Source organism: Paraglaciecola psychrophila 170, from assembly GCF_000347635.1.
GTDB lineage: Bacteria > Pseudomonadota > Gammaproteobacteria > Enterobacterales > Alteromonadaceae > Paraglaciecola > Paraglaciecola psychrophila.
Window position 1 is genome coordinate 239,879 of sequence record NC_020514.1, and the last position, 20,444, is coordinate 260,322.

A 20,444-nucleotide genomic window follows, 5' to 3' on the forward strand; every position below is an offset into this window, starting at 1 on the left:
AACTCCTAATGCTAATTTAAAGGCCTAAAACGGCTTTGCTAATGATGTTAGTTTGAATTTCGTTACTGCCACCATAAATGGATGTTTTTCGATTATTGAAGTAACGTAATGAACTGTTAGTAGCCATATCAGGGCCAATTTGAGCTCCGTCATAGTCGTCATAGAACTGATAAGGAACAAATGGCATGCTGTAATAACCGGCAGCTTCGACATACAATTCATCAATTGCCTGAATAATTTGTGTTCCAACAATTTTTAAAATTGAAGATTCTGGCCCTGGAGCTTGCCCCGTGCTGATAGCAGAGAGGGTGCGTAATTCTGTATATTCTAACGCCAATAAATCAATCTCTACATTTGCTATCTTTTGAGCAAAAATAACGTCATCCATTAATTTGTCTTCTCCGTTAGGAGATGTTGCAACTAATTCTTTTAGTTGCACTAGGCGGTCTTTAGATATTGCTACACGAGCGATGCCTGTTCGCTCATGGGTTAACAATACTTTCGCGTATGTCCAGCCTTGGCCTTCTGTTCCGATAAGATTATTTGCAGGTACACGCACTTCATCGAAATGCACTTCATTCACTTCATGCCGTCCATCAATAGTGATAATTGGCGATACCTTTATTTTAGGATCGTGCATGTTAATCAATAAGAAACTGATTGCTTCTTGGTTTTTAGCGCTGGGAGGACCAGTTCTAACTAAACAAAATATCCAATCAGCATGTTGACCTAACGTAGTCCATGTTTTTGTGCCGTTAACCACATATTCATCGCCGTCTTTCACTGCAGTTGTTCTAACGCCTGCAAGGTCAGAGCCTGCCCCCGTTTCTGAATAACCCTGACACCACCACACGTTACTGGCTAATATATCAGGTAAAAAACGTTGTTTTTGTTCTTCATTACCAAAAGTGTAAATAATCGGTGCCACCATTTTTAAACCAAATGGGATCACATCGGGACCGCCAGCTTTAGCGCATTCGTTGGCAAAAATATATTTTTGGGTTTGTGTCCAACCAGTTCCACCATGTTCTAATGGCCAATTAGTGGCGGCCCATCCTTGTTTATGGAGTATTTTTTGCCATTCAACGCATTCTTCTTTAGATAAATGTAACGCGCTTTTAGTTTTTCTAGCGGTTTCTTTTGGCAACTTTTCTTGCAAAAATTGCTGCACTTCTTGTTGAAAGTCTTTTTCTTCAGCGGTGAAATTTGAATTCATTTTGCAGGCCTTTGTTTATACTTAATTTATTAAATGTACTTAATCTATTGAATGTCTTTAATCATATTTCTGGCAATGATCATCTGTTGAATTTGGGTTGTACCTTCGTACAATCTAAATAATCTGACGTCACGATAAAGCCTTTCTACTGCGTATTCTGAAATGTAGCCTGCACCGCCATGTATCTGTACTGCTTTGTCAGCGACTCGGCCCACCATTTCTGTTGCAAACAATTTACAACAAGACGCTTCAGTGGTTATTTTATTGCCTAAATCTTTTTGTCTTGCCGCATCAAGCACCATGCATTTAGCTGCATAAGCTTCGGCTTTACTGTCAGCTAGCATGACTTGAATCATTTGGTGCTCTGCAATAGGTTTACCAAATTGAGTCCTATCCACTGCGTACCTTAATGCATCGTTAATTAAGCGTTCGGCAATACCCACACTCAATGCAGAAATATGTAAGCGCCCTCTATCTAACACTTTCATCGAGGTGATAAAGCCTTTACCTGCAACACCACCAATAATACTGTCTGCTGGCACATGACAATCTTCAAAAATTACATCACAAGTATAGGAGCCTTGCTGACCCATTTTTTTATCTTTAGGCCCAAGTGAAATGCCAGGAGTAGACGCGTCAATTATAAAAGCAGAAATGCCTTTGGCTCCTTTAATTGATGGGTCTGTTCGGGCCATTACTGTAAAGGTGCCTGCTCTAGGTGCATTGGTAATATAGCGCTTGGTGCCATTAATAATATATTCATCGCCTTTTTTTACCGCGGTTGTTTTTACTGCGGCGGCGTCAGAGCCAACATCAGGCTCGGTTAAACAAAAAGAACCGATCAGCTCACCTGAAGCATATTTAGGCAAGTAGGTTTGTTTTTGTGTTTCGGTACCGTCAAATACAATCGCGGCAGAGCCGATACCATTGTTAGTGCCAATCAGGGAGCGAAAAGCAGGGGATGTTCTGCCCAACTCAATGGCTACCAGCACTTCTTCTTCCATGGTTAGGCCTAAGCCGCCATATTCTTCTGGGATTGTCATGCCAAACAAGCCCATGTCTTTCATTTCTTGAACAATATCTTCTGGAATAGCATCGTTTTCAGCTACTTCGTTTTCCGCAGGAACTAAGCGCTCCCTAACGAATTTTGAAATAGTATCCAGAAATTGATTCAACATTTCTGTATCTCGAATCATTTTAAATCCTCATTAAAGCGATCTCATTCCGCACAGTGGAACAGGAAACCCACAAGAAATCAAGCCGCAATTGTACTTATTCGCCTGAATTGACCGCTTAAGTAATAGGGCTTGTTTGCTTATTTTGCCTTGTAATGTATTCAGTAATCTTAATCCATTAAATAAAGATGGAATGCATATGTCAAAAACAGCTTGAATATTCCGCTAGGCAGAACTAGTATCGCCTTAATTGTTGTAATAATGTATTTATTTGTTAATTGTGTTTTAAATTTGTGCTTCCTGTGTAAATGCAAGTTTTTTGTGGAATACAAGGCCATCTAAACATATTGCAGTTGGTTGCAGATTATATACGGGCGTTATCGATAAATTAGGCAGTTTTATACTGTTTTATTTGACCCAGAATTGCTCAAGGTACAACCAGAACATTGGAAGCAGACTTAGCATGTTCGTCATAAACACCATAAAGATTAGTCATGACATGGGGTTTTCGAATATCTGTTAATTGAAATATTTTATACATAATTAAAAAATACATTAAAAAAGGAAACACATGAGACATACAAATTTAAAACGAAATTCCATCACCATCGCTATTAGCGCGGTGCTTGGGCTAATGGGTAACACTGCTGTATTTGCACAAGATGGGCAGGATGCTGCAGAAAAACAAATTGAGAAAATCCGAGTCATTGGTTCTCATTTGAAAGGCACTGCAATGGAAACGTCAGCGCCAGTGCAAACCATCGACAGAGCAGACCTAGAAAAGGTTGGTTCCCCTAATATTGTTGAAATGACCCAAAAGTTGTCAATTAGCTCTGGTATCCAAGGTAATTCAAATCAGTATGGTTCTAATGGAACCGAAGGTACTTCGAATATCAACTTGAGAGGGCTAGGTGCAGGTCGAACGTTAGTGTTAATTAATGGTAAAAGACACACTTTTAATCCTTACTCTATCGTTGACCAACAGATGCTTTATGTTAACACTCAAGACATTCCTTCCATGGCGGTTAAACGAATTGACGTTTTAAAAGAAGGGGCCGCAGCCATATATGGTTCTGATGCAGTTGCAGGTGTCGTTAACTTTGCAACAAGAGGTGACTTCGAAGGCTTGGAAGTTAAAGCTGATTATAAAAGTTTACAAGATAGTGATGGCGATTACGGTTTAGGTCTTATTTGGGGTTTAGGAAATGACAATACCCATTGGGTAACCTCGGTTAGCTATGATAAAACCAGCACCATACTCACCAGAGATAAAGACTGGGCGGTACAGGATTATGCTTCTAACCCTCAAGGTGGTTGGTCATCAATAGGTAATCCACCGTCGATATTTAACGCGGCTTGGTTGAGTGATAAGTCAGCGCCAAAATATTTTATGGATCCTGGATGTGAGTTACTAGGGGGGACAATAGCGGGTTTATGTCGACTTCAATACACGCCATTCTCAGCTTTAAATGATGGCGATACCCACCTAAAAGTGTTCAGTGAATTAAATCACGAATTTGAAAGTGACACCTATCTACATGTTGAAGTTTTATATTCAGAGACTGAGGTACCCACCACTTATGGTTCACCCTCTTATCCACCACAAAAATTAGTCGACTTTGCCGATCGTTATGTACCGACTTATCATCCAGCATGGCAAGATTTACTAGTAAATAATCCCGAATTTTCTAGTGCGCCTCATCCATCCTTAGATCGTGTTGCTTATGTGGGTCGAACAGTAGGCGTTGAGGGTCCTTCTAGTGAGGGGGGGTTAAAGTATAAAACCTATCGTATCGCAGCCGACCTAGAGGGATCATTTGAAAACGGTTATAACTGGGAAACAGGGTTTGCTTATTCAAACTCAAAACTTGATTATGCAAGTAACCCAGATACTCAAATAGTGACATTGAAAAATGCTCTACTAGGCTATGGTGGCGATAATTGTGATAGGGATGCTGGTGTCCCAGGAGCAAATGGCTGTTTATTCTTTAACCCATTTTCTAATGGAATTGAAACATCCGCTTCTAATGGGGTGACTAACCCTAACTTCAAGCCTGAGCTCGCTAACAGCCAAGAAGTGCTTGATTACGTTTCAGGCGTGCGAACATCGCAAAAAGCCACTGAATTATTTGTGCTAGATGGCTTAGTTTCGGGCGACTTAGGTTTTGAATTAGACGGAGGTATTGCTGAGTTTGCAGTAGGTGCTCAATACCGTCGTGAAGTCTTTTCAAATGAAGTGAATGATCTTGGAAATTTAGCCATAAACCCATGTCCAGTATTAGGTGAAACAGATTGTGCCAATCCTACCGGTGTTTTTCACTTCCGTAGTGGTGAGCTGAACCAAGACTCATCTCAAGGTATTTCAGCTGTATTTGCAGAAGTCGCGTTACCTGTATCAGAAGATTTACATATGCAAATTGCATTGCGATATGAAAATTATGGTGGTGAAGTAGGCGATACGATAGACCCAAAAATATCAGCGCAATACACCATTAATGATAACTTTTCATTACGAGGCTCTGCGAGTACTACGTTCAGAGGACCCACACTTAATCAACTAGAAGGCAGTAATACTACCCTTTCTTATGTTGGGGCTCCTGCTGCGTTTAAAGCTGTTGATACTCAGGGTAATGGCGCTTTGGCTCCCGAATCTGCGGTTGCACTAAACTTTGGGGTTATTGGTGAGTTTTTTGATGACCGTTTATTCACAACCATTGATTTTTGGTCATTTGATTTAAGTGATCCGATTATCGTAGAAAATTATAATGCAGTATTATCAGCTGCCGTTGCAGGTAATGCTGATTATATTAGTCAAGTACAATGGACCACACCCGGTGACGCATCAACAGTAGAGCGTATTCAAACTAATATCATTAACGGCGCTGATGTCAGAACCAGCGGTGTTGACATGCAATTACGGTTAAATGTTACAGACTACTGGACCCTAAACGTGAATGGAACGTACACCTCTGAATACGAAGTAACAGGTGATGCTTTGTCTGATACTTTTGATGCGGCTGGTTACCTAAATACGACTAACTCTAATCGCCCCATACCCAAGTTTAAAGCGACTATGGTCAATAGCTTCGATTTCGATAATCACAATGTGAGTTTAGCTACTTATTATGTCAGTGATTACAAAGATGAACGAGATTCGTTATTTACCACTAACAGCAAAGGTAAAGTCATTGATAGCCAGATACAGCTAGATTTAAGTTATAACTATCGCTTCAATGAAGCGCTAACCAATGTCAATTTCACAATCAGTAATTTAACGGATGAAGAGCCACCCTTTGCTCGTTTAGATTTAAACTATGACCCTTTTACACATAACCCTTTGGGTCGGACTTTTAAAGTAAGTGTGGTGCATAAATTTGGTGAATAAAGTCTAAGATAAAAAGTTAGGCCATGATTGAATGAAGAATTGAACACTGACTTTTTTGACTTATAAGATGAAATCCGATGACTCTAATCATCGGATTTTTTTGTTTTTTTTAGTCAGTATTAGTAAGCTGATTAAAATCTATCTAGCAGTTTTGAACAATCCCCTTTAAGTCGCCAAACACAGAACAGAATTTGTTAGTCAGCATTTTTCTATTGATCTACCACTCAGCAGTGTAATCGAATTAATATTTGAAACTGAGTATGCAAGTTCAGTCATCAGGTTAAATAGCACTTCAAGGTTCAGATAACGCTGGCGACGTTGTTTGCCATGGCTAGAAAATTTAAAGACTAGTAATTGGGTGAGCAACGCTGGATATCTGCTTTTATTACCGTAAAATTTAAATTTAAAATTTAAAATTTAAAATTTAAAATTCATTATTAATTTGAATTAAAATGATGATTAAAGCTATAAGAATCAGATGGTTAAATTTGTATGTTGGATTTATGTCGATAGCCTGTTCTAGCTTGAATGTTGCACCTCTTAGCTAGGAGATTGATACACATAAAGGAACAGTTGAAAATAGTTTACTGAAACTTACTGTGACACCCACGTTAATAAATTAACCAAAACTGCGAAACCTACAAAATTGAATTTCTTTTATTACAGGTAATGAGAAGTTGTGAGTGCCTTGAAAGTTTTTTGCTTAGTTTGTTTGAAAACTGACGACTTGCCTTAGTTTTCTTAGATTTGAAACAAGCGATTACCTCAACCTCTTAGATTGATAGCTTAAAAGTGCTAATAGTTTACTTAGGCGTATTTTAACAGCGCTTTCGCTTTACCAATACCTCGCATTCTTTGATGTTCGGTGTGCAAACCAAATTGACGCATTAAGTGTTCGCTACCTGCTGAGTAGTAAAGTGTTGTTCAAACTCTGTGGTTAGGGTTAACCCTTGTTCTGAGTCTAAGCTTAGTCTTTCTAGTGTTGGGTTTTTATCCTCAATGTAACTGCGTTTGTCTGCCCGAATGATTTTACCTGTCGTGTCTACCCGTTCACAATAGTCTGTGAGGCTGTAGGCAATACCTTTGGGTATATCTTGTCTTGGGCTACTAATAAAGGGCATTAAGTTATTAGGTTGTTGTGTGTGTTGCTGTATTAATGCGCTGTTGAATACTGGTATGCCATAACGCCGACTCTTGTTTATCTGACCAACCTTGAGCCTTTTCTAGATTCTCATACAACACCTCATGTACGTGATTACTCATCACCGCAAAGACACAGATACGGTAGCCACGCTGTCAATAGCAAACACTGACGATAAATAAAGTAAACGAGACTCAACCCAACCTCGCCTGTGCTCATAGTTCTGACCTGAATAGTCATTAACACCACACAAATAAGACCGGCGAACACAGCGAGATACACAATGGTAATAGCACGTATAAACTAAACTGATTAATCTCTTTCTTGCCTGAAGCATAATAGCCACCCTCAAAAATAAACTTTAAATAAAGCCTATTTCTGTATGTTAACTAGCCAATTATTTGTGGGCAACTACTTGTGAGAGTCTAGTTAGTATCTGTCAGCCGTGATAAGTGGATTGTTGACGATAAACAATAAAACTAATGTAGTTGTTATTTGAAGTGCTAATTTCATGTTGATATTCGTCCCTAAGAGTCATTGTCGTTTATGCACACTGCATAGGTACTACAAATAAAATGTCCGGTTTTGATTAGCGTATTATCCACTTCTTTTTTATTCATATATTTTGTCGTAAATGCCTTCATATTACTTTTATACTTGTCGAGCAAACTTGCTTTTTCTGTTGCGGACAAAAATCCATATTGAATTGAATTTTCGCTCAATTTAATGATTTCTTGCCAAGTTAATCCGAATTCTTTAACTGCCACAAAAAATTCGTCTGTCATATTTGAATCCCACATTCCGCGGTCATCGGTAGATAAGGCCACAGGAATACCTGTGCGTAAATACTCTGGAAAAGGATGTTGAGCATAAGAAGTGACGTAATTGAGTTTTAAATTACTAATAAGGTTAATTTCAACTAAGTACTGATTATGACGCATTAATAACATGGTACTGGGATCCGTAATTAAGTTAAGGCCATGCCCTATTCGATCAACCCCCAACAATAATGTATCTCTAACATGATAATTAGGCTCATCAACTTCCCCTGCATGAAAGGACAGTTTTACTTCAGGCAATGTCTGTCGCAATTTTCGTAATGTCGATAAAAAACGCAAAGGATATCCTTTGTCATTATCTTCTCTTCCGGCTGCGTTTATACCTACATACAAATCTCGATTCTTATCTACAAATCGATAACTTTGCGTTAAAGCTTGTTCGGCATTAGGTGAGAACCGCAGAAACACATGCTGTAGTCGAACTGTAAGGCCGGTATCGATTGCATCTTGCTGGGCCAATCGGTTGCGATAAATATCAGCTACTTCCTGCATGGGGATTGCCGTGCCGTCACTGCGTAGGAAGTTACTTGCGTTAGCTTGTGTCTCTAGGTATAGCAAACCCTCGTCAGCAAAAGACTGCATGTTTTTAAAGAGCATTTCGGCGGCAATATACGGATTGTTGTTTAATTGATTAAGGCGCTGCCAATGCGTTTGAAAAAACTCTTCTCTGCCTTCGTGAGGTTTGTCTAACCAAATCCCATTAAGCCAGGCTTCTTTTTGTATATTGGTGAGCGATTGCACAGGGTTATATTCAGCCTGTTCACAGCTTGTTAATGTCTCATAAGTAGAGGCTTGTATGGTCACGAACAGTAACAAACTAGAAGACGGCCCAAATTGATTAAGTCCATAACCGTCACAGTGCTTCAGTGTTGTTTTGACATAGTACTGGTAGCCTCCATTTTTCGAAGGATCGCTTGCTAACGCTCCCCACCACTGGTTATAGTTAGAACCTGATAGGTGGTTATGCAGGTCGCCGCCTTTTGGCATCGCATATAGCAAACGATAGAGTGCTTCGTCAGATGCATTGGCTTTAAACTCCTCAAACCAATGATTCAATTCGCTAGCCATTGCGTGACGAGTAAAAATAGCAGCCCAGAGGAAGGATAGGGTAAACAAGTAAATGAAAACTAATGACATTACTGAACGAGATTTAACTAACATGGATATGGTTCCTGCTGAAATGTAGATGCAAAATACTTCGCGCTCACGTATTCAGCAATTTATTGTCCACTTATTTAAACTAAAATTTAAGTGACTGAAAAATATAGACATTATTTTTAAGCAAAAATATAAAATTACATAATTAAATATATTGTTCCGCTTATTCACCATTAAACTGCACTACTTTAGGGAAACCTTCGTTTACTGAGCTACGATAAAGTGTTCTGTCTCGGTGTCGCGATAATAAATTGTAGCCCTAAGTAATTGTGTTCATCAAGTTGTTCTTGAATATCTTGGCGGGCATTTATGTTTGCTACCGTACTGATTTTAATATGACTAATAGCAATTTTGCTTGGCTTAACGACATCGGGTTATCGAGTAAAAATGAGAAGCTTGCTAGCTCTTTAGTTAACCATGTAGGTGTTAAATGTCAGAATAACAGCCTATTGGTGCGACCTTGCAAACTAGATTAACTTGTATGCTTGAAAAGTCCAGAGTGCACTATGTAAGCTCAGAAGTCAGTCGCCTTTCATTCAGTCGTATGTCTTCTTTGTCGGACAAGCTGAAATACACTCGGACTTCAGTCACTAATTTTTTAAATTCCAACGTGACTAAACATTAATCAGTCGCGTGATATCTACAATCACTGCCTGTACCAAGTTAGGATAAAAATATAACTAACTTGTTTATTAAGATTTGTTTTTACAAATTTAAGGTATGCAGGTTGACTGTAGGAATAATAGTCAATACTGAGCTCAAATCATAAACCACAATGATATTAATTTTATTTAAGATGATTGATGGGTCATTCCTAGTTCTTTGTTCCTGTTTTTGTTAAGTAGGCTAGTGTCTGAAACATAATATATTACCAATCGCTGGACTACTGCTACTTACAAGCAGTGACACCTATTTTGAGTCGTTACTAGAGTGCTTTAATATTTAAATATTGTTAACTGAACAGATCAACATAGCCGCTGTGCATGAGGTAAACGTTTGTACCACGTATAAACTTCAGTATTGAAGGTGTCCTAAAGAAACTTGTGATGAACATCAACGCTCATTTGTGTTTCAAGTAAGTAGCCTAGCCTTATCTAAATTAACTGACCTTGCAAGGAAAACGCATAAAAAAAAGCCAATTGTTGACTCCTTAAGGAGCTCAAATTTTCATTTGAAATTACGGTACGTTTTGCTTACAAGTGCCAATATCGAGCAAGCTAATGGTTTTTTTGTGGTAACAAATACTGGGGATTTCATGCAAGCGTTTTATACAAAAACGCGTCGAGAGTATAATCATCCAAATAATTAAAGAGCAAGAATGGAAATTTCGTTGGCCCGATGGTCATTTTTTCAGACAAGCATGCAAGTCTTTCTGAGCTTGGTTTATAAAGGCAGGTAACGTATTCAACCTTCATAGCCATTAGCTGATATTTTCATCACATATGGCTTAGTTACACCGATAGCCCACAAAACATTGATAACATCATTTTAACTGAGCTAAAGCGAGTTTAGATACATTTGTAAGCTCAGGTCCATCCTCTGCTAAATATTGCGTCATTTTATTTCGCATTGAGACCGCCCAGAATTTTTGCAAATGATTAGCAACGATTTTTGCTGTCTCTTCGTCAGTTTTTTTATAATTATTATTATTGGCAATTTGGTTGAGCATGCTAACCAGATTTTTAATTTGAGTACCGCTCATAACTTGATAAGTCCTATTTATTTATTAAATTTAGTATACAAAGTATGTCGACCAGGGCGTGCAAAACCGATTAAATTTAGCTTCGCTTGAGTTGCAAGTTTTATTGCCAACACCGTAGGAGCTGATACTGCGACTAATGTGGCAATATTCATGCTCGTTACTTTTTGGACCATTTCATAACTCGCTCTGCTCGAAATCAAAACGAAGCCGTTATCAGTATTTGTTTTATGCAACGCTAAAGCACCAATTAGCTTGTCTAGGGCGTTATGTCGACCAACATCCTCACGTAATAGCATAATGTCTCCAACACCATCGCACCAAGCAGCACCATGAACTGCACCCGTTAAGGATTGCAGCTTTTGATGCTCACTTAACTGAGACAAGGCATGCTGAATGACTATAGAAGAAGGTAACACTTGTGGGGTTACACTCTTAATTGGCCGTATCGCTTGTTCTAGTGATTCACTACCGCATAAACCACAGCCTGTGCGACCGGTAAGATTTCGTCTTAATGATTTTAAAGACATCATACGTTGAGAACTAATCTCAATGCGTACTTCTATGCCTTTTTCGCTGGGGACAAGTTCAATATCGTACATTTCAGACGTATTATTAATTATCCCCTCTGACAAACTAAACCCCAAGGAAAAATCCTGCAAATCTGCAGGTGAAGCCATCATAACCGCGTGAGAAATGCCATTATAAACTAACGCAATGGCAACCTCTTCCGCGATATTATCAAGCTGCTCTTGGCCTTTATCATTGCCTTGCTCCCAGTAATGAACTGGCAGTGATTGAAAGCTTCCCTGCAATTTTGGTTCGTCGTCCCAGGTCAAATTTATCTTCCTATTGTCGTCTTTTCTTTTTTAGGGGAGCGTTTAAAGTGCTCTTTTTGTTGCTCACTAAACTTCTTATAACGCGTCTGCCAATCTGATGGCGATGTGACTTTTTCAACCTGTACAGCGGTTACCTTATATTCTGGACAATTGGTCGCCCAATCAGAGCTATCGGTAGTAATAACGTTCGCACCACTAATAGGGTGATGAAAGGTCGTAAACACCACGCCACTTTGCATACGCTCACTGACTTTCGCTTTCAGCACAGTATCACCAGCTCGGCTCGTAATCCCTAACCAATCACCATCATTAATGCCTCTTTCGTCTGCATCATTAGGGTGTATTTCAAGCACATCCTCTTTGTGCCAAGTTTGATTAGCTGTTCGGCGTGTTTGCGCACCTACATTATACTGACTAAGTATCCGCCCTGTTGTTAATAGTAGTGGGAACCGCTTATTTGCACGGTCTTCACTTGCAAGATAAGGAGTAATAGCAAAACGACCATTACCAATTGGAAAGCTTTCCACATGCATAATCGGTGAACCATTTGGAAATTCTTCGTTACAAGGCCACTGAATACTGCCCTGCTCTTCTAGCTTTTTATAACTTACCTGACTAAAAGAGGGAACTAGTGATGCTATCTCGTCCATTATTTCAGACGGATGCCCATAATTCATAGGGTAACCTAGTGCATTTGATAACTTTTGAGTCACTTCCCAATCCGCGTACTTAGCCAATGGCTTCATTACTTTACGGACTCGATTTATGCGTCTTTCGGCATTGGTAAATGTGCCGTCTTTTTCAAGAAATGAAGAGCCCGGTAAAAATACGTGTGCGTATAGGGCCGTTTCATTTAAAAAAATGTCCTGCACAATTAAACATTCTAATGATGACAATGCTGCTTGAACATGTTGTGTATTAGGGTCTGATTGAAGGATATCTTCTCCTTGCACATACATGGCTTTAAATGTGCCCTCAATCGCCGCATCAAACATGTTTGGAATGCGCAAACCAGGTTCGTTATCTAAGGTAACACCCCAATTTTTTTCAAATTTTCCGCGGAGTAAATCATCGCTTACATGTTGATAACCCGGAAGTTCTTGCGGGAATGAACCCATATCACAAGACCCTTGTACATTATTTTGTCCGCGTAACGGGTTGATACCCACGCCTTCACGACCTATGTTTCCGGTCGCCAGCGCTAAGTTTGCTATACCCATTACCATGGTAGAACCTTGGCTGTGCTCTGTAACACCTAAGCCATAATAGATTGCACCATTTTTTGCCTTGGCAAAGGCACGGGCTGCAATACGGATTTGTTCAGCATTAACAGTGGTGATGCTTTCCATTGCTTCGGGCGAGTTGACCTCATCGAGTATAAATTCACGCCATGCGTTATATTCATCCGTGCGCTTTTCAATGAAATGTTTATCTTCAAGGCCTTCACTAATAACCACGTGTGCTATTGCATTTATCATAGCAACGTTAGTGCCCGGTTTTAACGGAAGATGATGATTAGCGCTGATATGAGCGGTGTTAAGTAAATCAATCGTTCTTGGGTCAACCACAATTAATTCGGCTCCCTCACGCAAACGTTTACGCAACATTGATGCAAATACAGGGTGTGCGTCAGTAGGATTTGCTCCGATAACCATGATCACATCGGATTGCATTACCGATTCGAATGTTTGGGTACCAGCAGACTCTCCGATTGTTGCTTTTAATCCATAACCTGTAGGTGAATGACAAACACGGGCACAGGTATCGGTATTATTATTGCCAAAAGCAGCGCGTATCAATTTTTGAACCAGATAGGTTTCTTCATTGGTACAACGAGATGAGGTGATCCCGCCAACACTTTCACGACCATATTTAGCCTGAATGTTTTTAATTTTGTTGGCTGAAAATGCTAACGCTTCATCCCAACTAACCACTTTCCATTCTTCATCAATGCTGTCGCGCACCATAGGCTCAGTTACGCGATCTTTATGAGTGGCATAACCAAAAGCAAAGCGTCCTTTAACACAGGAGTGGCCTTGGTTGGCCTTGCCGCCCTTGTAGGGCACCATGCGTATAACTTCTTCGCCTTTCATTTCAGCCTTGAATGAACAACCCACGCCACAATATGCACAGGTAGTGATGATGCTATGTTCTGGCTGCCCTTTTTCGATCACTGACTTTTCCATCAGTGTTGCTGTAGGGCATGCCTGCACACAGGCGCCACAAGATACACAATCAGAGGACATGAAATTCTCATCGCTAGTCCCTGCACTGACTTTCGATGCAAAACCACGACCTTCAATAGTTAAGGCAAAAGTGCCTTGGACTTCTTCACATGCTCTAACGCACCGAGAGCAGGTTATACATTTGCTTGGCTCGAAAGTGAAATAAGGGTTCGAGTCATCAATTTTGGCATCAAGATGATTATCGCCATCAAAGCCATAACGTACTTCACGTAAACCTACGGCACCGGCTACGTCTTGTAATTCACAATCACCATTACTTGAACAAGTTAAGCAGTCAAGTGGATGATCAGATATATACAGTTCCATGATATTACGGCGTAATTTAGCAATATCATCATTTTGTGTGGTTACCACCATACCTTCTTTTACTGGGGTGGTACATGAGGCTGGGTATCCGCGCATTCCGGTAATTTGTACAGCGCACAAACGACAGGAGCCAAACGCTTTTAAATTATCACTTGCACATAATTTGGGAATGTTAATGTCAGCCATGGCCGCAGCGCGAAGCACTGAAGTACCTTCAGCAACAGTCAGCGTTACGCCATCTATTTCTATGCATACTGTCTCAGTAGATTTACTCGCAGGGGTTCCATAATCTTTATTCACATCAAACTTTGGCTGATGTGAAGCGCCTTCAGTTGCGGGATTATAATAATTAACCATGGTTAGTTTCCTCTAATACTGCGTTGTTTGAAGGTAAATGAAAATCTTCGGGAAAATCTTTATAAGCACTTATAACTGGGATTGGGGTCATACTTCCCATGGCACACAAGGAGCCATTAATCATGGTTTCACATAAGTCGCTCAGTAATATCATGTTTTCAGCGCGAGAATCATCATATTTTATCCGATCAATCACCTCCACACCGCGCGTTGAGCCGATTCTGCAAGGGGTACACTTACCACAAGATTCATCGACACAAAATTCCATTGAAAACCGGGCTTGCTCTAGCATATCTACAGTGTCGTCAAAAATGACTATACCACCGTGACCTAGCACTGCTGATGCATTAGTAAACTCCTCATAGTCCAGCGGAATATCAAATTTAGAGGTGGGTAGATACGCACCTAAAGGTCCGCCAACCTGAATTGCTCTGATTGGTCTTGCACTTTGTGTTCCACCAGAAAAATCGTCAAGTAGACTTTGTAAGGTTGAGCCAAAGGGCAACTCGATAAGTCCACCTTGTTTTACATTTCCAGCTAATTGAAATGGCAGGGTACCTCTGGAACGATTGGCTCCATATTGTTGGTATGCCTGTCCACCTTGACTCAGAATATAAGGAATGGCTGATAAGGATAATACGTTATTCACTACTGTTGGTTTACCAAAAAAACCCTCGATGGCTGGTAAGGGCGGCTTGAAGCGAACAACACCGCGTTTACCTTCCATAGACTCTAATAATGAGGTTTCCTCGCCACAAATATAAGCCTCAGCGCCTAACCTGACTTCCAGGTTAAATGTTCTCCCGCTGCCACAAATATCATTCCCTAAGTAACCCTCTTTTGTCGCTATTACAATGGCTTCCTGGAGTATTTCATCGGCAACAGGGTACTCAGACCTAAGGTAAATATAGCCTTCGTCAGCACCCACTGCCAGTCCCGCAATGATCATGCCTTCAATAAGCATAAAGGGATCACATTCCATCACTAACCTATCAGCAAAGGTACCTGAATCTCCTTCATCAGCATTACACACAATATATTTTTTATCGGAAGGAGCATCATGCACAGTTTGCCATTTTATACCGGTTGGGAAAGCGGCTCCACCACGTCCTCTTAGTCCAGAATCGACAACCGTGCTAACGATTTCTTGGCTGGTAGCGGCAAGTGCTTTGTGTAGTCCACTGAATCCATCCAGTGCCAAGTAATCATTCAGCGATAAGGGATCTGTTATGCCGGCGCGGGCAAAAGTTAATCGTGTTTGTTTTTTTAAGTATGCGAGCTCTTCGGTCAGGCCGAGTGCTAACCTATGCTCCTGAGTATGCTTGGATAATAAATTGGTTGTGATGTCTTCCATGATGCTGGGCACATCTGAGACATCAACCGGGCCATAAGCAAACCGCCCTTTTGAGGTCTCGACCTCCACCATAGGCTCTAACCAAAACATACCACGGGAGCCATTTCGTATTAAGTTTAACTCTGTTTTATGCTGAGTTGAATAGTCTGATACAGCGCGCGCAACATCATGGGCACCTAGAGATAATGCAGTACTTTCTCGTGGAATAAACATTTTAATATTCATCATTATCTCCCTTTAACTTGTGTTTTAAATGTGGAAACAAGACGTTCAAATTTCTCATTACTCACTCGGCCATAGAGCTCGTCGTTAATTCTTACATTAGGGCCCGTTGCACAATTACCTAAACAGTAAACACTATCGAGACTAAATTTTTTATCAGCGGTTGTACCTCTGTATTCGATATCGAGGTGTTCTTTAGCATGTTGTTCTAGCTCTCTGCTTCCGCGTGATTGGCAAGCCTCAGCACGACATATTTGAATTTTGTGCTCACCCGGTTGTGATGTTCTAAATTGATGATAGAAACTGATCACTCCATGAATTTCAGCCGGTGTTTGCTGAAGTTTTTTGGCTATTGTGTCAATTGTTTTTAATGGAATATATCCAATCTCTCTCTGGATTTGATGCAAAATGGGCAGCAAAGCACCTTTCTTATGTTTTAGTGTGTCAATGATTTTGACCACATTTGATAAATCTGAAGAAAAATCTAATTGCATTGTGTCTCCTGGATGACCGACATACTTTTTAAATATGAAATAAAGTGCATATTTTTATGGTGTTATAGTAATATAAGGCGATTGCTGGTTAATAAAATGTTATTAAATTGTAACATCACTATTTAAATATAAGAATATGAAATGTATTTCTTATTCTTATATTGTTTTGTACAAAATACATCAATAGATCGTTTTCTATCAGGACAGGCTGGCTCTTCACAGCAGAATTATCAGTAGATAGAAACTCAAAAAATCAACTATACATATAGGTGTCCAGTCGTAATGCAGAATAAAGTAGCGATAGCAAAGAGAATATATATTAAGGCTGCATGGAAGTTTTATGATGAAAACGGCGATAATGTTGATCCCCGAATTTTTCCTTTACTAAATGCAATTCATGAATCAGGTAAATTAACCAAAGCCGCGGTTGAACTCGGAATATCTTATCGTCACGTGTGGAATATTTTAAAAAAATGTACTGATTTTTTTGGCTCTGAGTTAGTTGAATTACAGAAGGGAAAAGGGGCAACATTGACCCCTTTAGGTGAAAAGTTATTATGGGCAGAACAACTAGTTAACGCACGCTTTGAGCCTCAACTTAATAGTCTAGCCTCAGAATTAAATTTGGAAATACAAAAGAATTTAACATTTAAAGAACCCTTATTAAGAATTGTAGCCAGTCATGGTTACGCAGTGGCTTTGTTACCTGAATTTACAAATAAATTTAAATTAAATTTACAATATAAAACCGCTGAGGAATCACTTCAGGCTCTGACGAAAGGGCAATGTGATATTGCTGCATTTCATTTGCCCACTGATATCGTAAACCAGACTCTCGTCGATATGTATAGTAAATATTTTAAGCCGAATACCTACAAGGTCATTCGGTTTGTTACAAGGCAACAAGGCTTGATGGTCAAAAATGGCAATCCTAAAGGTATTGAAAAAATTGAAGACTTATTGCGCGCCGACATTAAGTTTATCAATCGTCAGGACAACTCAGGGACACGTTTATTGATCGAAGAAATATTTAGAAGGGCAACAGTTGATTTTGAACAAGTTGCAGGTTTTCATGAAATTGAATTTACACACTCAGCTATTGCTGCTTATGTGGCTTCTGGGATGGCCGATACGGGTATTGGAGTTGAAACGGCAGCAAGACAATTTGGTTTAGATTTTATACCATTAACAACAGAAAATTACGTCTTAGTGTGCCATCATAAATCCGTCAAAAAATTTGCAGTGCAACAATTAATTGCCGAGTTAAAAACTGAAAAATTTCAACAATCGGTAATGACACTTGCAGGCTATAAGCCGGTTTGTTGTGGGGATGTTTGTAATTTAGAGGATATATTACCTTGGTGAACGCCTCATTTAGATTCGATTATCTTAGATAATTAAGGCTAACTCAGCACAATCTATTGGCTACTGATGTACGCAATAATTCCGCGTATCTTCTACAAGTTGGCGCGTTTTTTTCTGTCTCTCACCCATCACAATAGTCAATAAAAAGCCGCCTTAAACTTAATAAAAGCGGCTTTGATTTTTGACCTCATTCAGCCCACCAATGGACTTTATTTATGGATGCGTATTTTCTACATGATGTTTTGCATCAACTGGTCGAACCGTTAAGTTAGCAAAGAAAGCAATCACCAATAATGCTGCCATAACATACATAGTCGTATTGTATAGGCTTGGCGTTGGATCAATTGTGCCAGCGGGCACTAGTTCCATCAACTTGCTTACCGTGACTGTTTTAGCCGCAACCAATTCATTTAGCTGACTTACCGCCGAACCAAATTTAGCCTGAAATACAGCTGGATCTATTTTTGCAACTAAGTCGGCAATGGCATCATTTAGTGACATGTTTCTTAGATACGTGATAGCAAATGGTCCTAGGACGCCAGCAGTAGCCCACGCTGTTAACAAACGACCGTGTATTCCACCAACATGTAACGTTCCAAAAATATCAGCTAAATATGCAGGGATAGTTGCGAAACCACCGCCATACATAGTGAAAATAATCATGGTCGCAGCATAAAACATAATCAACCAAGTAACTGAAGGATCAGCACTCACCTGTGAAGCCGCATAAGGAATAGACAAGTATAGAAGGGTGCCTAAAGCAAAGAACCAGTGATAGGTGTTTTTTCTACCAATGAAATCAGAAATAGAAGCCCAAAAGAATCGTCCACACATATTAAATACAGAAATCATTAATACATAAGTACCGGCAAAAGTGGCCGTAGCAACTGTGGGTAAAGTGGAACCAAAAATATCCACCATCATCGTTTTCGCAACTCCAATTACGCCGATACCGGCAGTAACGTTGAAGCAAAGTACAACCCATAATTTCCAGAATTGCGGTGTCTTAATAGCTTGGTCAATGTGCACATGGTTATGACTAATCATGCTCTTAGCTGATTCATCTTTAGCTGGTGGTGTCCAGCCCTCTGGCTCCCAGCCTTCTGCAGGAACACGGTATGAAAAAGAAGCGATGATCATGACGATAAAGTACACAATACCTAGAGTTAAGAATGTACCTGCAGCACCCGTGTTACCACTGCCCACTACGTATATACCAGCATCACCAGGAATCGCCATTGTCGCGGCTTCACTCGCGGTCGCCACCACAACTTCTATGCTACCCGAGGCTGTTTCAACAAAACGTTTACCTGCTTCAGTTATTAATTTAACTGAACCTTCGGCTCCTAGATAAGTAGGTGCAACAGCATGCAGCTTTAATAAAAAAGCAATTAAAGGTGCACCGATCATAGCTCCGCCACCAAAACCCATAATTGCCATACCCGTGGCCATGCCACGTTTATCTGGAAACCAGCGTAGTAGGGTCGAAACAGGAGATACATATCCTAAACCCAACCCACAACCGCCAAGGGCGCCATAACCTAGGTATACCAGCCACAATTGATGAGTAGCAATACCGACACTACCAATAATAAAGCCACCACCCCATAGGAAAGCTGCAGTAACACCAACACAACGAGGGCCCACCGCTTCTAGCCATTTACCGGCAACTGCGGCAGATAAACCAAGAAACACGATTGCTACAGAAAATATCCATACCACACTACTTAATGTCCAGTCACCCGCAGAACCTGTGACCACCCCTAGCTCTTTGATTAACGCAGGATTAAAAATACTCCAGGCATAAACTGAGCCAATACATAGATGGATTGCAATGGATGCTGGAGGGACTAGCCAGCGATTAAATCCCGCTTTGGCAATGATTTTTTCTTTCATCAAAAAAGAAAAAAAACCACCTGTTTTATTAGACATGTGCTTTGACCTTTTTACTATAAATTAATAGAGACTTATTTACCTTCAATTCGTCCATGCTAAACGTTTTATTTTTGTCTTTTTTTATTTATATTTCATGCACCATAAGTGTTATATGAAATATGCACCAAGAGTGTTTCGCTCCAGTTTCACAGTAGCCGGCATTCAGTAATTTTTAGTGGAAGTAAAGACAATAAATAAAGAAAATGTGCACTTTCATAAATGCAGCAATATGATTTATTAGTTGCTATTAATTTTTATAAGCGAATCAAAATATGAATTTAATATCATATATGAAACCTTTTAATGCCGCCTTTCTACTTTACAATTAATTTACAAACCATTTACAATGGCGCGACTATAGCATCGGAATATGCATATACAAATATGAAAATAATTGCTTATATACCTGATTTTTCTACATGTGGATATTTAAAAATCTTAATCGCCCATGATCATTTATAAACGTGTTAACCGTATCAGTATCGACTTGACTGATGACTATTTTATAAGTATGTCACCTTTTCACTTACTGAAGCGGTAGTGGCTACCTAAGAATAAAATAATGAGCAAGCATCGCATTGAGCTGAGCATGACAACAACAAAACATTATCTTTACGTTGGGCTGTGGTTCGATAAAAATATGGTATGGAGCGCGGGAAGTTTTGCGGATGCAAGTAGCGCCTAGACTAACCTGGTAGAGGACAGATAATCGG

The 20,444-nt window shown here is 39.9% G+C and carries 11 protein-coding genes and 1 pseudogene; 2 read left to right on the forward strand and 10 right to left on the reverse strand.

The genetic code is table 11. The features are described 5' to 3' along the window. Positions 1-16: 16 nt before the first annotated feature. A complete protein-coding gene (locus C427_RS01090) occupies positions 17-1,216 on the reverse strand; it encodes an acyl-CoA dehydrogenase family protein (protein WP_007638273.1) in 1,200 nt (399 codons plus the stop codon). Positions 1,217-1,260: 44 nt separating this feature from the next. Continuing rightward, on the reverse strand, positions 1,261-2,412 hold the full coding sequence (locus C427_RS01095) for an acyl-CoA dehydrogenase family protein (protein WP_007638275.1): 1,152 nt from the start codon (positions 2,410-2,412) through the stop codon (positions 1,261-1,263). Between the two features lie 550 nt (positions 2,413-2,962). Here C427_RS01095 and C427_RS01100 point away from each other — a divergent pair. Continuing rightward, entirely contained in the window at positions 2,963-5,776 is a 2,814-nt protein-coding gene (locus tag C427_RS01100; RefSeq protein WP_007638279.1) for a TonB-dependent receptor domain-containing protein, read from the forward strand. Positions 5,777-6,583: 807 nt separating this feature from the next. On the opposite strand, the pseudogene C427_RS28650 reads toward C427_RS01100, so the two are convergent. The 7 genes and pseudogenes from C427_RS28650 to C427_RS01135 all read right to left on the reverse strand — a co-directional run bounded on the left by C427_RS28650 (position 6,584) and on the right by C427_RS01135 (position 16,431). Beyond that, a pseudogene (locus tag C427_RS28650) lies at positions 6,584-7,254 on the reverse strand (hypothetical protein). A gap of 190 nt (positions 7,255-7,444) precedes the next feature. Then, positions 7,445-8,917 carry an adenosine deaminase family protein gene (locus tag C427_RS01110; RefSeq protein WP_007641880.1) on the reverse strand — a complete coding sequence of 491 codons (1,473 nt, stop codon included), beginning with the start codon at positions 8,915-8,917 and terminating at the stop codon, positions 7,445-7,447. 1,480 nt (positions 8,918-10,397) lie between these two features. Then, positions 10,398-10,616 carry a formate dehydrogenase subunit delta gene (locus C427_RS01115; RefSeq protein WP_007641883.1) on the reverse strand — a complete coding sequence of 73 codons (219 nt, stop codon included), beginning with the start codon at positions 10,614-10,616 and terminating at the stop codon, positions 10,398-10,400. 17 nt (positions 10,617-10,633) lie between these two features. Further along, the gene (gene fdhD, locus C427_RS01120; protein ID WP_007641885.1) at positions 10,634-11,452 is read right to left on the reverse strand and encodes a formate dehydrogenase accessory sulfurtransferase FdhD; all 819 of its coding nucleotides are present in this window, start codon (positions 11,450-11,452) and stop codon (positions 10,634-10,636) included. A 2-nt stretch (positions 11,453-11,454) separates the two neighbouring features. Continuing rightward, on the reverse strand, positions 11,455-14,361 hold the full coding sequence (fdhF, locus tag C427_RS01125; RefSeq protein ID WP_007641887.1) for a formate dehydrogenase subunit alpha: 2,907 nt from the start codon (positions 14,359-14,361) through the stop codon (positions 11,455-11,457). Beyond that, the gene (locus tag C427_RS01130; RefSeq protein ID WP_236613731.1) at positions 14,354-15,943 is read right to left on the reverse strand and encodes a formate dehydrogenase beta subunit; all 1,590 of its coding nucleotides are present in this window, start codon (positions 15,941-15,943) and stop codon (positions 14,354-14,356) included. The genes fdhF and C427_RS01130 overlap by 8 nt, the downstream gene beginning before the upstream one ends. Continuing rightward, positions 15,943-16,431, reverse strand: a complete 489-nt coding sequence (locus tag C427_RS01135) for a formate dehydrogenase subunit gamma (RefSeq protein WP_007641891.1) — start codon at positions 16,429-16,431, stop codon at positions 15,943-15,945. Before C427_RS01135 ends, C427_RS01130 begins: the two co-directional genes overlap by 1 nt. A 282-nt stretch (positions 16,432-16,713) precedes the next feature. On the opposite strand from C427_RS01135, the gene C427_RS01140 reads away from it, so the two are divergent. Next, positions 16,714-17,796, forward strand: a complete 1,083-nt coding sequence (locus C427_RS01140; RefSeq protein WP_007641893.1) for a substrate-binding domain-containing protein — start codon at positions 16,714-16,716, stop codon at positions 17,794-17,796. Positions 17,797-18,009: 213 nt separating this feature from the next. Here C427_RS01140 and C427_RS01145 read toward each other — a convergent pair whose 3' ends face one another. Then, complete coding sequence (locus C427_RS01145) at positions 18,010-19,728, reverse strand: OFA family MFS transporter (RefSeq protein WP_007641901.1); 1,719 nt, start codon at positions 19,726-19,728, stop codon at positions 18,010-18,012. Positions 19,729-20,444 lie beyond the last annotated feature (716 nt).

Excerpts from the sequence above, each read along its gene's own strand:
- C427_RS01090 (WP_007638273.1), bottom strand. The coding sequence starts at position 1,216 with ATGAATTCAAATTTCACCGCTGAAGAAAAAGACTTTCAACAAGAAGTG.
- C427_RS01095 (WP_007638275.1), bottom strand. The coding sequence starts at position 2,412 with ATGATTCGAGATACAGAAATGTTGAATCAATTTCTGGATACTATTTCA.
- C427_RS01100 (WP_007638279.1), top strand. The coding sequence starts at position 2,963 with ATGAGACATACAAATTTAAAACGAAATTCCATCACCATCGCTATTAGC.
- C427_RS01110 (WP_007641880.1), bottom strand. The coding sequence starts at position 8,917 with ATGTTAGTTAAATCTCGTTCAGTAATGTCATTAGTTTTCATTTACTTG.
- C427_RS01115 (WP_007641883.1), bottom strand. The coding sequence starts at position 10,616 with ATGAGCGGTACTCAAATTAAAAATCTGGTTAGCATGCTCAACCAAATT.
- fdhF (WP_007641887.1), bottom strand. The coding sequence starts at position 14,361 with ATGGTTAATTATTATAATCCCGCAACTGAAGGCGCTTCACATCAGCCA.
- C427_RS01130 (WP_236613731.1), bottom strand. The coding sequence starts at position 15,943 with ATGATGAATATTAAAATGTTTATTCCACGAGAAAGTACTGCATTATCT.
- C427_RS01135 (WP_007641891.1), bottom strand. The coding sequence starts at position 16,431 with ATGCAATTAGATTTTTCTTCAGATTTATCAAATGTGGTCAAAATCATT.
- C427_RS01140 (WP_007641893.1), top strand. The coding sequence starts at position 16,714 with ATGCAGAATAAAGTAGCGATAGCAAAGAGAATATATATTAAGGCTGCA.
- C427_RS01145 (WP_007641901.1), bottom strand. The coding sequence starts at position 19,728 with ATGTCTAATAAAACAGGTGGTTTTTTTTCTTTTTTGATGAAAGAAAAA.